At 65.9% G+C, this 14258-nt stretch carries 16 protein-coding genes; 8 read left to right on the forward strand and 8 right to left on the reverse strand.

The genetic code is table 11. From position 1 onward, the window contains the following. Positions 1 to 15: 15 nt before the first annotated feature. The 4 genes from AU185_RS20355 to AU185_RS20370 form a co-directional block, all read right to left on the reverse strand. The gene (locus AU185_RS20355; RefSeq protein WP_059101392.1) at positions 16 to 1194 is read right to left on the reverse strand and encodes an acyl-CoA dehydrogenase family protein; all 1179 of its coding nucleotides are present in this window, start codon (positions 1192 to 1194) and stop codon (positions 16 to 18) included. A 35-nt stretch (positions 1195 to 1229) separates the two neighbouring features. After that, the gene (locus AU185_RS20360) at positions 1230 to 2750 is read right to left on the reverse strand and encodes a CoA-acylating methylmalonate-semialdehyde dehydrogenase (protein ID WP_059101529.1); all 1521 of its coding nucleotides are present in this window, start codon (positions 2748 to 2750) and stop codon (positions 1230 to 1232) included. Positions 2751 to 2855: 105 nt separating this feature from the next. After that, positions 2856 to 4349 carry a catalase gene (locus AU185_RS20365; protein ID WP_059101530.1) on the reverse strand — a complete coding sequence of 498 codons (1494 nt, stop codon included), beginning with the start codon at positions 4347 to 4349 and terminating at the stop codon, positions 2856 to 2858. Continuing rightward, a complete protein-coding gene (locus AU185_RS20370) occupies positions 4346 to 4786 on the reverse strand; it encodes a Fur family transcriptional regulator (protein WP_059101531.1) in 441 nt (146 codons plus the stop codon). The genes AU185_RS20365 and AU185_RS20370 overlap by 4 nt, the downstream gene beginning before the upstream one ends. Before the next feature lie 98 nt (positions 4787 to 4884). On the opposite strand from AU185_RS20370, the gene AU185_RS20375 reads away from it, so the two are divergent. Further along, a complete protein-coding gene (locus AU185_RS20375; RefSeq protein ID WP_059101393.1) occupies positions 4885 to 5301 on the forward strand; it encodes a PAS domain-containing protein in 417 nt (138 codons plus the stop codon). 39 nt (positions 5302 to 5340) lie between these two features. Then, positions 5341 to 5814 (forward strand): MarR family winged helix-turn-helix transcriptional regulator, encoded by a 474-nt coding sequence (locus AU185_RS20380; RefSeq protein ID WP_059101394.1) that lies wholly within the window; start codon positions 5341 to 5343, stop codon positions 5812 to 5814. On the opposite strand, the gene AU185_RS20385 is transcribed toward AU185_RS20380, so the two are convergent. From AU185_RS20385 to AU185_RS20400, 4 genes are read right to left on the reverse strand one after another with little or no spacing between them, the layout of a single operon-like run. Continuing rightward, the gene (locus AU185_RS20385) at positions 5811 to 6656 is read right to left on the reverse strand and encodes an LLM class F420-dependent oxidoreductase (RefSeq protein ID WP_059101395.1); all 846 of its coding nucleotides are present in this window, start codon (positions 6654 to 6656) and stop codon (positions 5811 to 5813) included. The two genes, AU185_RS20380 and AU185_RS20385, sit on opposite strands and share 4 nt — an antisense overlap. Before the next feature lie 15 nt (positions 6657 to 6671). Beyond that, positions 6672 to 7517: an LLM class F420-dependent oxidoreductase gene (locus AU185_RS20390; protein ID WP_059101396.1), complete on the reverse strand. Its 846-nt coding sequence runs from the start codon at positions 7515 to 7517 to the stop codon at positions 6672 to 6674. A 29-nt stretch (positions 7518 to 7546) separates the two neighbouring features. Next, complete coding sequence (locus AU185_RS20395; RefSeq protein ID WP_059101397.1) at positions 7547 to 9046, reverse strand: ATP-binding protein; 1500 nt, start codon at positions 9044 to 9046, stop codon at positions 7547 to 7549. Between the two features lie 36 nt (positions 9047 to 9082). Further along, a complete protein-coding gene (locus tag AU185_RS20400; protein ID WP_059101398.1) occupies positions 9083 to 10783 on the reverse strand; it encodes an NAD(P)/FAD-dependent oxidoreductase in 1701 nt (566 codons plus the stop codon). A gap of 273 nt (positions 10784 to 11056) precedes the next feature. On the opposite strand from AU185_RS20400, the gene infA reads away from it, so the two are divergent. The 6 genes from infA (at position 11057) to AU185_RS20425 (ending at position 14213) form a co-directional block, all read left to right on the forward strand. Continuing rightward, a complete protein-coding gene (infA, locus tag AU185_RS20405; RefSeq protein ID WP_003418601.1) occupies positions 11057 to 11278 on the forward strand; it encodes a translation initiation factor IF-1 in 222 nt (73 codons plus the stop codon). A 62-nt stretch (positions 11279 to 11340) separates the two neighbouring features. Further along, positions 11341 to 11454 carry a 50S ribosomal protein L36 gene (gene rpmJ, locus AU185_RS24870; protein ID WP_003879483.1) on the forward strand — a complete coding sequence of 38 codons (114 nt, stop codon included), beginning with the start codon at positions 11341 to 11343 and terminating at the stop codon, positions 11452 to 11454. Positions 11455 to 11647: 193 nt separating this feature from the next. Further along, positions 11648 to 12022, forward strand: a complete 375-nt coding sequence (gene rpsM, locus AU185_RS20410; protein WP_059101399.1) for a 30S ribosomal protein S13 — start codon at positions 11648 to 11650, stop codon at positions 12020 to 12022. Between the two features lie 5 nt (positions 12023 to 12027). Next, positions 12028 to 12441 carry a 30S ribosomal protein S11 gene (rpsK, locus tag AU185_RS20415; protein ID WP_059101400.1) on the forward strand — a complete coding sequence of 138 codons (414 nt, stop codon included), beginning with the start codon at positions 12028 to 12030 and terminating at the stop codon, positions 12439 to 12441. A 14-nt stretch (positions 12442 to 12455) separates the two neighbouring features. Further along, entirely contained in the window at positions 12456 to 13061 is a 606-nt protein-coding gene (gene rpsD, locus AU185_RS20420) for a 30S ribosomal protein S4 (protein WP_059101401.1), read from the forward strand. 99 nt (positions 13062 to 13160) lie between these two features. Continuing rightward, a complete protein-coding gene (locus AU185_RS20425; protein WP_059101402.1) occupies positions 13161 to 14213 on the forward strand; it encodes a DNA-directed RNA polymerase subunit alpha in 1053 nt (350 codons plus the stop codon). Positions 14214 to 14258: the final 45 nt, after the last annotated feature.

Consider the following 14258-nt stretch of genomic DNA (forward strand, 5'->3'; position numbering starts at 1 on the left):
TCTCCTGTTCCGACGCTATGCCGATTCGCGCACCTTGGCGGCCCGCGACCGTCCGATGACCACGCGCATGATTTCGTTGGTGCCCTCGAGGATTCGGTGTACCCGCAGATCCCGGACGATCTTCTCCAGCCCGTACTCGGTGAGGTAGCCGTAGCCGCCGTGCAGTTGCAGCGCCTGGTCGGCGACCGTGAAGCACGAGTCGGTGACATAGCGCTTGGCCATCGCGCACAGCTCCACTTTGTCCGGGTGGTTCTCGTCGAGAGCTCGGGCCGCCCGCCACAACAGGTTTCGCGATGCCTCCAGCGTGGTGGCCATGTCGGCGAGAGTGAACCGGATGGTGGGCTCGTCGAGCAGTGCGCCGCCGAACGCCTCCCGGTCGCGCACATAGGCGGCGGCCTTGTCGTAGGCGGCCTGTGCGCCGCCGAGCGAGCAGCCGGCGATGTTGATGCGGCCGCCGTTGAGCCCGTTCATCGCGATCCCGAAGCCTGCACCCTCGCCGTCGGCGCCGCCGAGCATCGCTTCGGCAGGTACCCGGACGTTGTCGAAGATCACCTGTGCGGTGGGCTGGGCGTGCCAACCCATCTTGTCTTCGTCGGTGCCGAAACTCAGTCCGGGAGTGTCCTTTTCGACGAGGAACGTCGAGATGCCCTTGGATTTGGGCTGGGGGCCGTCACCACCGGTGCGGGCCATCACGATGTACAGATCCGACGACCCGGCGCCCGAGATGAACTGCTTGACACCGTCAAGGACGTAATGGTCGCCGTCACGAACGGCCCTGGTGCGCAACGCGCTCGCGTCGGAGCCCGCACCGGGTTCGGTCAGGCAGTAGCTGGCGATCAGCTCCATCGACGCCAGCCGCGGCACCCACGCCTTGCGTTGTTCGTGGGTGCCGTAGGCGTCGACCATCCAGGCGCACATGTTGTGGATCGACAGGAACGCCGCGACGGTCGGGTCGGCCGTCGCGAGTTGCTCGAAAATGCGCACGGCGTCCAGCCGTCGCAGCTCGCTACCACCGACGTCGTCGCGGCAGTAGATCGCGGCCATCCCCAGTTCGGCGGCGTCACGTAACACGTCGGTGGGGAAGTGCTTGGTGGCATCCCACTCCAGAGCGTGCGGCGCGAGGCGCTTCTCGGCGAACGCGGCCGCCGTCTCGGCGATCACGCGTTCGTCGTCGTCGAAGCCGAAGTAGTCCACCGCTGCTTTCTCCTAGCGCGAGCGCTCGCCGGGCGCTACTTCATGGTCGGGATGACGAACTCGGCGCCATCCTTGATGCCGGACGGCCACCGCTGAGTGACGGTCTTCGTCTTGGTGTAGAACAGGATCGAGTGCGGCCCATGCTGATTGAGGTCGCCGAAGCCGGACCGCTTCCAGCCGCCGAAAGTGTGGTAGGCCACCGGAACCGGGATCGGCACGTTGACGCCGACCATGCCGACCTGCACCCGTGAGACGAAGTCGCGAGCCGCATCGCCGTCGCGGGTGAAGATGGCCACGCCGTTGCCGTACTCGTGCTCGGAGGGAAGCTTCAACGCTTCCTCATAGTCGTGGGCCCGCACGATGCACAGCACCGGGCCGAAGATCTCGTCGGTGTAGATGGACATGTCGGCGGTGACATGGTCGAACAGGGTGGGCCCGATGAAGAAGCCGCCCTCGAGGCTGGCATCACCGAATTGCATGTCGTCGCTGGTGCGTTCGCGGCCGTCGACCACGATCTCGGCGCCGGCCTCGACGCCCGCGTCGATGTAGCCGCGCACCCGCTTGAGCGCCGCCTCGGTGACGAGCGGGCCGTAGGTGGCCTTCGGGTCGAGGCTGTGACCGACGCGCAGTTCGGCGACGCGCTCGGCGAGCCGGGCGCGCAGACGGTTGGCAGTTTCCTCGCCGACGGGCACGGCCACGCTGATCGCCATGCAGCGCTCACCTGCGCTGCCGTAGCCGGCGCCGATCAACGCGTCAACAGCCTGGTCGAGATCCGCATCGGGCATCACGATCATGTGGTTCTTGGCGCCGCCGAAGCACTGGGCGCGCTTGCCGTTCGCCGTCGCAGTCGAGTAGATGTACTGCGCGATGTCGGAGCTGCCGACGAAGCCGACCGCCTGGATGACCGGGTGCTCGAGGATCGCGTCGACGGCCTCCTTGTCGCCCTGCACCACCTGGAACACGCCCGGAGGTAGGCCGGCTTCGACGAACAGTTCGGCGAGCCGGACCGGAACCGAGGGATCGCGCTCGGACGGCTTGAGGATGAACGCGTTGCCACACGCCAACGCGGGTCCGGCCTTCCAGAGCGGGATCATGGCGGGGAAGTTGAACGGCGTGATACCCGCGACCACGCCGAGTGGCTGGCGCAGCGAGTACACGTCGATGCCGGTGCCCGCGCCCTCGGTGAACTCGCCCTTGAGCAGATGGGGGATTCCGACCGAGAACTCGATGACCTCCAGCCCGCGCTGGATGTCGCCGAGGGAGTCGGCGTGGGTCTTTCCGTGCTCGAGGGAGAGCATGTCGGCGAGTTCGTCCGCGTTCTGGTTGACCAGCTCGATGAACTTCATCAGCACACGGGCACGGCGCTGCGGATTCCACGCCGCCCATGCCTTCTGCGCCTCCGCGGCGCCCGCCACCGCGGCGTCCACATCCGCGGCCGACGCCATCGCCACCTGAGCCTGCACCTCGCCGGTGCTGGGATTGAAGACGTCGGCGGTGCGGCTCGACTGGCCGGTCGTGCGCTTGCCGTCGATGAAATGCGGAATCTGTGTGCTCATGAGCGTGCCCTTCACTGATAGATAGTTGGATATCCTAGTAATGCGGGGGTGGCCGACGCAAGAGCCGGGTCCCGGCGTCCCGGAACCCGGCTCGGTCGAGGCGGCCTATGCGTCGCCCATACCGTCGACGGGTTCGGGCACTTCGCCTGCGCGAACGGCCTTTTCGACGCGGGCGCCGAGGTCGGCGTCGATGTTTCGCCAGTACTGCAGCGCGCGGTCCAGCACGTCGCCGCTGACACCGCCGAGCAGGGCCCCGGCGATCGTCTCGACCGCAGCCCTGCGCTGCGCGTCGTCCCAGACGTCGCGTACCAGCGTCCCGGCCTGCCCGAAGTCGTCGTCCTCGGAATGCAGCGAGTATGCCGCGCGCAACAACTCTCCGTCGGCCTCCCAGCCGTCCTCTGCCGGTCCGGTCGTGTCGGCCCACGGCCGACCGGTGCTGTTGGGCGCGTAGACCGCGGCGGCGCCGGAGTGGTGGTAGGTCATCTGCCCGTCGAACATGTAGGTGTTCATCTCGACCCCGTGGCGGGGCTGGTTGACGGGCAGTTGGTGGAAGTTGGTGCCGATGCGGTTGCGCTGAGCGTCGTTGTAGGCGAACGCGCGGCCAAGCAGCATCTTGTCCGGCGACAGCCCGACCCCGGGCACGGTGTTGCCCGGCGAGAACGCGGCCTGCTCGATCTCGGCGAAGAAGTTCTCCGGGTTGCGGTTGAGCGTGTAGATGCCGACCGGGACCAGTGGATAGTCCGCGTGCGACCAGGTCTTGGTCAGGTCGAACGGGTTGAACCGGTAGTCGGCCGCCTCCGCGTAGGGCATCACCTGCACCGACAGCCGCCAGCTTGGATAGTCGCCGGCGGCAATCGCGTCGAACAGGTCGCGGCGGTGGAAGTCGGCGTCCTCACCGGCCATGGCCGCGGCTTCGTCGTTGGTGAGAAATTCCATGCCTTGGTGGGTGTGGAAGTGGTACTTCACCCAGAACTTCTCGCCACCGGCGTTGACCCACATGTAGGTGTGTGAGCCGTATCCGTTCATGTGCCGCCACGTTCGCGGCAGCCCGCGCCGACCCATGAGGTAGGTGACCTGGTGGGCCGACTCGGGGTTGAGAGTCCAGAAGTCCCACTGCATCTGGGCCGATCGCAAGCCGGAGTCGGGCAGCCGCTTCTGGCTGCGGATGAAGTGAGGAAACTTGATCGGGTCGCGCAGGAAGAAGATCGGGGTGTTGTTGCCGACGATGTCGTAGTTTCCCTCGGAGGTGTAGAACTTCATCGCGTAGCCGCGTACGTCGCGCCAGGTGTCCGGGCTGCCCTGCTCGCCCGCGACGGTCGAGAACCGCACCAGCAGATCGGTTTCGGCGCCCTTCTGGAACAGCGCCGCCTTGGTGTACTGCGAGACGTCCTCGGTGACCTTCAGGACACCGAACGCCCCCGAACCCTTGGCGTGCGGACTGCGCTCGGGCACCCGCTCGCGGTTGAAGTGCGCGATCTGTTCGAGGAAGTGCACATCGTGCAGGACGATCGGACCGCCTGCGCCCACCGTCAACGAGTTGCGGTCGCTGGCGGCCGGTGCGCCGGATCCGGTGGTCGACCCGAAACGTGGTGTGGTCATGCCGATCTCCAATCAGTTGGGCTGTTTCGAACTTGGCATTCGGGGCAGACGCCCCAGAACGTCACCTCGGCTTCGTCGATCAGGTAGCCCGACTGGTCGCCGGCGCGCAGGCACGGCTTCTCGCCGGTGACACAGTCGACGTCAGCGATCCCACCGCACGACCTGCAGACCAGATGGTGGTGGTTGTCACCGGCTTCGAGCTCGAACCGTGCCGGTGAGCCGGCCGGCTCGAGGCGCCGCAACAGGCCCGCACCGGTCAGCGCGTAGAGCACGTCGTAAACAGCCTGTGTCGACAAAGATCCGATGCGTTTGCGCGCGCCCGCGGCGATGCGGTCCACGTCGGCATGCGGGTGCTCGCTTACCTCGGCCAACACTGCCAGGCGTGGTTTGGTCACCCGTAATCCCGACGCCCGCAACCTGTCGTGCCAGAGGGTCACGATCGCGCCCTCCTTCGGAGATTGGATCGACTCAAATCCCACTCTGCTACGTTCTCTTGCATACCGCAAGTATTGCTGTATGCAAATCTAGAGGTGACATGGACGACGCATTGGTCGCCGCGGCGATTCTGACCGGACCTGACGCGATCATCTGCGCGGACCGCGATGGCGTCATCACGTTCTGGAACGGCAGTGCCCAGCGGATTTTCGGATACGCCCCGGCCGAGGCGCTCGGGCAGTCACTCGACCTGATAATTCCCGAGCGGCTTCGCGCACGGCACTGGAAGGGTTGGCAGAACGTGATGGACACCGGGCAGAGCCGCTACGGGGCCGGTGACCTGCTGTCGGTACCGGCTATGCGGAAGGACGGCAGCACCATCTCGGTCGAGTTCACCATTGCGCCACTGTTCGGCGCCGATGACGAGCTGGTCGGTATCGCGGCGACGCTGCGCGATGTCACCGCGCGCTTCGAGGAGACCAGGAAGCTTCGGCGTCAGCTGGCGGACCGCAACTGATCGCCGTCTGAAGGGCTTGCGCCATGCAATACTTCGCACGTGCCGACGCGTAAGGGGGCCGCGGCCAAGACACCGGTCGAGGAGCTCGTGGCATTCGAGGTGGCCACCGGGGACCTGGTGGGTGTCGCGCTGCGCAGCGTGGAACAGGTCGATGTTTCACTGCCGCAGTTTCGGCTGCTGCTGGTGCTGGCGCAGGCTGGACGCTCGACGTCGTCGGAGTGCGCGAAGGCCCTTGGCGTGGTGGGCTCCTCGGTGACCCGCCTGGCCGACCGGTTGCATGCCCGCGGCTATCTGGTGCGTGGCGGAGACCCCGCCAATCGCAGCGTCGTGACCCTCGAGTTGACGGACGAGGGCCGCGATGTGGTCCGGCGGGTGACCGCGTATCGACGGCGCGAGTTGCGCCGGGTGCTGGACCGCATCGACCCGGCCGAGCGCGCCGCCTGCGCCGCCGTGCTGCGAACTCTGCACCAGCGGTTCGGGCACGACGATCGGCACAACTCGATGCGGTTCTAGGCGCCCTTCAAACCCAGCGGCCCCGCCAGTTCGGTCAACGTCGGGAGCAGCGCGTCCCATCCTCCGAGCACCTGGATCGCCACGTGATCGGCGCCCGCCTCCAGGTGTTCGTTCAGCCGCGCCGCGATCGCGTCCGTCGTGCCGTGCGCGACAACGGCGTCGATCAGCCGGTCGCTGCCCGGCTTCTCGACGTCTTCGTCGGTGAAGCCCAACCGTTTCCAGTTGTTCAGGTAGTTCGACAGGTTCAGGTAGAAGTCGACGGTCTCACGGCCGATCTTGCGGGACGTCTCGGCGTCTCGGGCCAACACGACCTTGTGCTCGGGGGCGATGAACACGGTGGGGCCCAGGAGATTTCGTGCCTCGCCGGTGTGCTGCGGCGTGGTCAGGTACGGATGCGCTCCGGCACTGCGCTGCGCGGCCAGCTTGAGCACCTGCGGGCCCAGCGCGGCTATCACGCGCCGGCTGGTCGGCACCTTCTTGGCATCCAGCGCGTCGAGGTACTCGACCAGCACGTCGTACGGTTTGCGGTACTCCTCGGTGTGTTCGGGATGGCCGATGCCGATGCCGAGTAGGAACCGTCCCGGATAAGCGTCCTCGACGCGGTGGTACGCCTCGGCGACCTCGGCGGCGGGTGCCGTCCACACGTTGACGATGCCGGTGGCGACCTGAAGATTCTCGGTGCGTTCGAGGATGGGCTCGACGTACTCGAGGTTGCCGGCCGGCGATCCGCCGATCCACACCGCGCCGTAGCCGAGTTTCTCGATCTCGACCGCCTGTTCCGGCTTGGGGACGCCGAACGTCCAGACGCCGTAGCGGCCGAAATCGGGCTTGAGCTCAGTCATGCGGTTCCCCCTGTGTCAGTTGAGCCCGAGCGGGCGGGCCAGATCGGCGAGTGCGTCCACCAGTTTGTCCGGTCGGGTGAGCACCTGCACGGGGACGTGGTCCGCTCCCGCATCGAGGTGCTCCTTCAATCGTGCGGCTATCGCGTCGACGGTGCCATAGGCCACCACGGCGTCGACAAGGCGGTCGCTGCCGGGCTTGGCGACATCGGCGTCGGTGAAGCCCAACCGCTTCCAGCTGTTGAGGTAATTCGTCAGGTTGAGATAGATCTCGAGCGCTTTGCGGCCGACGGCGCGGGCCTTCTCGGCGTCCGTGGTCGGCACGACCTTGTGCTCCGGTGCGATGAACGCCTCCGGCCCGAGCAGCTCACGTGCTTCGGCGGTGTGCTCGGGTGTCGTCAGATAGGGGTGCGGGCCGGCCGCGCGCTGCGCCGACAGCTTCAGCACCCGCGGCCCCAGCGCCGCAACCACCCGCCTGTCCTCGGGAACGCCGTACTCGTCGAGCTTGTCGAGGTACAGGCGCAGCGCGTCAAAGGGTTTCTGGTATTCAGCGTGCGCTTCGGGATGGCCGACACCGATGCCGAGCAGGAACCGGCCCGGATAGGCCAAGTCGATGCGATGGAACGACTCGCTGACCGGGCCGGCGTCCGCGGTCCAGATGTTGACGATGCCCGTTGCCAGTTTGATACTGCTGGTCGCCTCCAGAATCGGCTCCACCCAGGGCAATTCGGCCGCGGGAGAGCCGCCGGCCCAGATGGCCCCGTAGCCGAGGCCTTCGATCGCCCGCAGTTGGTCCGCGCTGAGTTGCTGCCACATCGAGTAGTGGCCGAAGGCGCCGTACCTGCCGAGATCCGGTTTCGTCATGGTCGCTGCAACCCGTCGGCGTCGTCCGGCTATTCCGTTGTGGCCGCAAGCTCTGCCGGCGTCGACGCGTCCGGACCGGGAGCCACCAGGGGCAGCAGCACGATGAATTTCGTGTGCCCGGGTTCGGACTCGACTCGTAGGTCCCCGTGGTGCTTCTCCACCACTATCCGACGGGCCAGGTCCAGGCCGAGGCCGGTGCCCTCGCCGAACGGCTTGGTGGTGAAGAACGGGTTGAAGATGTTGCCGATGATGTCCTCGGGAATGCCTGGCCCGTCGTCGCAGATCTCAACGCGGATCATCTCTTCGTTCTCACGCATGGTCCGCAACGTCAACGTGCCGCTACCACCCATCGCCTGGATCGCGTTGTCGATGATGTTCGTCCACACCTGATTGAGATCACCTGGGTAACAGAGCAATTCGGGTATCGACTTGTCCATTTCCTTGACGACCTTGACCGGCCGGTCCTTGCCGACCTTCTCGCCGAACATCATCAACGTGCTGTGCAGTAGCTCATGGACGTCGGCGGACTGGTATGGGGCACGGTCCATCTGCGAGTACTGCTTGGCGCCGGCGAGCAGCGCCGAGATCCGCTTGCTGGCCTCGGCGATCTGGTTCATCAGCAGTTCGGTGTCGATCGTGTATTTCAGCCAGCCGATGGCGCCCTGCAACGACGCCGAAGCTTGCTCTTCTCCCAATACCTCATCGACCGAGGCGGAAACCCGTTCCAGCCAATCGGTGTCCAGCCCGGCGTCGACGAAGGTCGGTGCGTAATCCCATCCGCCGGTGATGCCGTGCCCCTCGAGCCATTCGCCGATCGCTTCCTCCCGATCGGCGGCCTCCAGCGCGGTGAGTTCGGTGGCCTTGGATTTGGCGACCTGCTCGGCGACCTCGTCCTGCATCCGCACCAGCACGCACAAGGCCTCCGGGCTGAACTTCCCGTCGGCCAGCATCGACAGCTTGTGCCGCATCTTGCCGACCCGGTCACGCAGATCTGCCACAGCACGGGCAGTTGCCGCCGCGGGATTGTTGAGTTGATGCGTCAGTCCCGCCGAGAGTTGGCCCAGGGCCAACAACTTCTCACGCTGGCCGATGATCTGGCTGTGCCGTCGGCCGCCGACCAGGTGTCCCTCGAGCAGATGCACGGCCATCGGGAATTCCGACTGCATGAAGCGCGCAAACGCATCCGCGTCAAGCACGAAGAACCGCGACGGCTTGGTGACGCGCACCGAGGCGGAGTAGGCCGCTTCGGCGCCGGGGATGTACGCCGACCACGCCCCGCAGTACACGCCGCGCTGCGACGTGCGGTTGGTCTCGATGTCAAGGCCTCCTGAGCGCTTCGACATCACCAACTCACCGTCGATCAACACGTAGAAACAGGTCGCCGGCTCGCCCTCCACCACGACGGGGCCGGGCTCGAACGTCTGGATGTGCCCGTTCTCGCACAGGATCTGAAGCTGCGCGTCGGTCAGCTTCTCGAACAGGAACAGTGTCCGCAGTTCGTCGGGCAGGCACTGCGGTGAGTCGCCCATGTCGTTCCTCCTATGCCTCGTCGGCGGTGCCGACAATCATGCTTCCGCCAGGTACCGGTGCACCAACATCACCGCCATCGACCCTTCGCCGACGGCGGCCGCCACCCGTTTGGCGGATTCAGAACGCACATCTCCTGCAACAAACACACCGGGCACGCTTGTTTCCAGATGGTGCGGCGGGCGGTCCAAAGCCCACCCGGCGACCTTCGTCACGTCCGGGCCGGAAAGGATGAACCCGTGGTCGTCCTTGGCCACCAGGTCCAGCCATTCGGTCCGTGGTTCGGCGCCGATGAAGCAGCACATCCGGTCGCAGTTGACGCGTTCCTTGGCGCCCGTTTGCTTGTCGAGCAGAACAAGGCCCGCGAGATGGTCGTCCTCGCCGAAGGTGTCGACGACCTCGGTGCAGGTGCGGACGTGGATCTTGGGGTTCTTCTCGATGCGATCCACGAGATAGTGCGACATCGACGCGGTCAGCGACGGACCGCGCACCAGCAGGGTCACCGACTTGGCCTTCTCCGACATGAAGATGGCGGCCTGGCCCGCCGAGTTGGCGCCCCCCACGATGTACACGTCCTCGCCCGCGCATTCGGAGGCCTCCGACACCGAAGCGCCGTAGAAGACGCCGCGGCCGATGTAGTTGCATGCGTTCTCGTCGGGGTCGTCCCAGCAGCCCGGGACGTCGCGCAGCTGGCGGTAGGCGACGCCGGTGGCGAGGATGACCGCTCGGGCGGCGATGGTTCCGCCGTCGGCGAATTCGATGGTCCGCGCGGCACCGCTGTCGTCGGCATGCATCCTGACCGCCTTGCGCGTGGTGATGACTTCGGCGCCGAAGCGCTCGGCCTGCCGGCGGGCCGAGGTGGTCAGTTCGGCGCCCGAGATGCCGGTCGGGAAGCCGAGGTAGTTCTCGATTCGCGAACTGCGGCCGGCCTGGCCGCCGGTCGTCGTCGCCTCGATCAGCACGGTCTTCAGGCCCTCCGAGGCGCCGTACACCGCCGCCGCCAGGCCAGCGGGCCCGCCGCCGATGACGGCCAGGTCATAAAGCTCGAGCGCGGGGTTGGTGGACAGCCCGAGCATCGCGGCCAACTCGGCGTCGGTCGGCTCGACCAGCGTCTCGCCCTGTTCGGTGATCACCACCGGGAGCCGGTACTCGTCGAGCCCGGCCGCGTCCAGAAGCTGCTTGCCCTTCTGCTCGTCGGCCATGAACGAGCGGAACGAGTGTTGGTTGCGCGCCAGGAACTGGCGTACCTGCCACGATCGCTCGTTCCAGCGGTGGCCGATCACCTTGGTGTGGGGAATCGCGCGGTCGCCCGTCTCGCGCCAAGCCTCGATGAGCGCGTCGAGCACCGGGTAGAGCTTCTCTTCCGGCGGGTCCCAGGGCTTGAGCAGATAGTGGTCCAGGTCGACGACGTTGATGGCGTCGATCGCGGCGTGGGTGTCCGCGTACGCGGTGAGCAGCACCCGGCGGGCCATCGGGTAGATGTCCATCGCCTCTTCGAGGAAGTCGATGCCGCTCATCTGCGGCATCCGGTAGTCGGCGACGAATACCGCGACGGTCTCGCCGCGCAGCTTCAGCTCGTTGAGCGTCTCGAGCGCGTCGGGTCCCGATTCGGCGCGCACGATGCGGAAGTTCTCGCCGTAGTGGCGTCGCAGATCGCGGGCGACCGCGCGCGACACAGCAGGATCGTCGTCGACGGAGAGGATCACGGGCTTGCGAGGTTGCGGAGTGGCGCCGGTCATCGTGATCAAGTATGCGCCGGTTGTCCAGCGGATATAGTGGTGAATCCAGTCGCTGTGAGATGGTCGTCCGGCGATTTTGGGGCGAGCGCTCCAGCAGGTAATATGGACCAACGGTGCGGTGATCGCGCCGACTCTTGCGTGCCCTGTTCTGGAATTTCTGGCTACTGGCTCACGTTTTGTAGTCGGAGCGGATGCTGCGCTCGAGCAGTATCCGCCGCTCGCGGCGGAAAGGCGCCAACTATCTAGACGGACACGGAGGATCTCCGAAAACCAATGGCCAAGAAAGACGGTGCCATCGAGGTCGAGGGCCGGGTGGTCGAACCTCTGCCCAATGCGATGTTCCGCATTGAGCTGGAGAACGGACACAAGGTCCTTGCCCACATCAGCGGCAAGATGCGGCAGCACTACATCCGCATCCTGCCCGAGGACCGCGTCGTGGTGGAGCTGTCTCCCTACGACCTGTCCCGGGGCCGCATCGTTTACCGGTACAAGTAACCAGACCATCGACGAGCGCTTGCGCGAGTCGACTACAGAGAGCACAGGGGATCGAACAAGCCGTGAAGGTGAACCCGAGCGTCAAGCCCATTTGCGATAAGTGCAGGGTGATCCGTCGGCATGGGCGGGTCATGGTTATCTGCTCAGATCCACGCCACAAGCAGAGACAAGGCTAGTCGGCGATGAGCGCTTGCGCGAAGAGTAAATAGCTTGAGCTTCCGCTTCCGCTCAAAACACAACTCAATGACGAACTCCCAGCACCACTGAGCGGATACGCCGCTCGACACGTCCGGCACGGAGGCCGGACCCCATCACGAAGAGGGAACGGGCTGGGACCAGACCTCCGCAGAGAAGAAGGAACACTGCCTGATGGCACGTCTCATGGGCGTCGACCTCCCGCGCGACAAGCGCATGGAGATCGCGTTGACCTACATCTACGGCGTCGGCCGTACCCGGTCCCAGGAGATTCTGGCGGCGACCGGTATCGACAAGGACCAGCGCACCAAGGACCTCACCGATGATCAGGTGACGGCATTGCGCGATTACATCGAGGGCAACCTCAAGGTGGAAGGCGATCTGCGTCGCGAGGTGCAGGCCGACATCCGCCGCAAGATCGAGATCGGCTGCTACCAGGGTTTGCGGCACCGCCGCGGCCTTCCGGTGCGCGGTCAGCGGACCAAGACCAACGCGCGCACCCGTAAGGGACCGAAGCGCACCATCGCGGGTAAGAAGAAGGCCAGGTAAGAGAGATGCCTCCAGCTAAGAAGGCCGCCGCCCCCAAGAAGGGTCAGAAGACCCGTCGCCGGGAAAAGAAGAACGTCCCGCACGGCGCCGCGCACATCAAGAGCACGTTCAACAACACGATCGTGACGATCACCGATCCGCAGGGCAACGTCATCGCCTGGGCGTCGTCGGGCCACGTGGGCTTCAAGGGCTCGCGGAAGTCCACGCCGTTCGCCGCGCAGCTGGCCGCCGAGAACGCCGCCCGCAAGGCGCAGGAGCACGGCGTGAAGAAGGTCGACGTGTTCGTCAAGGGCCCGGGCTCGGGCCGCGAGACCGCCATCCGGTCGCTGCAGGCCGCCGGTCTCGAGGTCGGCGCGATCGCCGATGTCACGCCGCAGCCGCACAACGGCTGCCGTCCGCCCAAGCGGCGTCGGGTCTAGGGAGGAACTAAGTCATGGCTCGTTACACCGGACCCGCGACCCGCAAGTCACGCCGCCTCGGCGTCGACCTGGTCGGCGGCGATCAGTCGTTCGAGAAGCGCCCCTACCCGCCCGGCCAGCACGGCCGCGCGCGGATCAAGGAGAGCGAATACCGCCTGCAGCTGCAGGAGAAGCAGAAGGCCCGCTTCACCTACGGCGTGATGGAGAAGCAGTTCCGTCGCTACTACGACGAGGCGGTGCGTCAGCCCGGCAAGACCGGTGACAACCTGCTGCGCATCCTGGAGAGCCGCCTGGACAACGTGGTGTACCGCGCCGGCCTGGCGCGCACCCGCCGGATGGCCCGCCAGCTGGTCAGCCACGGCCACTTCACCGTCAACGGTGTCAAGGTCGACATCCCGAGCTACCGGGTGTCGCAGTACGACATCATCGACGTGAAGGAGAAGTCGCTGAACACCGATCCGTTCGTGATCGCGCGGGAGACCGCGGGTGAGCGGCCGATCCCGTCGTGGCTTCAGGTCGTCGGCGAACGCCAGCGCATCCTGGTGCACCAGCTGCCGGAACGCGCCCAGATCGACGTCCCGCTCACCGAGCAGCTGATCGTCGAGCTCTACTCGAAGTAAGACTTCCCAAGCCGTCCCGATGGCGGTCTGGGTTCCCCAGCGAAGCTAGGGGAGTTTGCGGCATCAAATAGCGGGTGCCGTAGAGGAGGAAAGAAACACATGCTGATCTCTCAGCGACCCACACTGTCCGAAGAAGTCAGCGCCGAGAACCGCTCCCAGTTCGTCATCGAGCCGCTGGAGCCCGGTTTCGGCTACACCCTTGGCAATTCGCTTCGGCGCACGCTGCTGTCGTCCATCCCGGGCGCGGCGGTCACCAGCATCCGCATCGACGGGGTGCTGCACGAGTTCACCACGGTGCCGGGCGTCAAGGAAGACGTCACCGACATCATCCTGAATCTCAAGGGCCTGGTCGTGTCGTCCGAGGAGGACGAGCCGGTGACCATGTACCTGCGCAAGCAGGGCCCGGGTGAGGTCACCGCCGGCGACATCGTTCCGCCCGCGGGTGTGACGGTGCACAACCCCGAAATGCACATCGCCACCCTCAACGACAAGGGCAAGCTCGAGGTCGAGCTGGTCGTCGAGCGCGGTCGTGGCTACGTCCCCGCCGTGCAAAACAAGGCGTCGGGCGCCGAAATCGGCCGCATTCCGGTCGATTCCATCTACTCGCCGGTGCTCAAGGTCACCTACAAGGTGGAGGCCACCCGCGTCGAGCAGCGCACCGACTTCGACAAGCTGATTCTCGACGTCGAGACCAAGAACTCGATCACCCCGCGTGACGCGCTGGCATCGGCCGGTAAGACGCTGGTCGAATTGTTCGGTCTGGCACGGGAACTCAACGTCGAGGCCGAGGGCATCGAGATCGGCCCGTCGCCGGCCGAGGCCGACCACATCGCCAGCTTCGCGCTGCCGATCGACGACCTGGACCTCACGGTGCGGTCGTACAACTGCCTCAAGCGCGAGGGTGTGCACACGGTGGGCGAGTTGGTGGCCCGCACGGAGTCCGACCTGCTGGACATCCGCAACTTCGGCCAGAAGTCCATCGACGAAGTGAAGATCAAGCTGCACCAGTTGGGTCTGTCGCTCAAGGACAGCCCGGCCACCTTCGATCCGTCCGAGGTCGCCGGCTACGACGTCGCCACCGGTACCTGGAACAGCGACGCCGGTTACGACCTGGACGACAACCAGGACTACGCCGAAACCGAACAGCTCTAACAGAACGAACCGTCCCGGTCCTACCTGATACGGGGGCCGGCCCCA

This window comes from Mycobacterium sp. GA-0227b (genome assembly GCF_001499855.1).
Lineage (GTDB): Bacteria > Actinomycetota > Actinomycetes > Mycobacteriales > Mycobacteriaceae > Mycobacterium.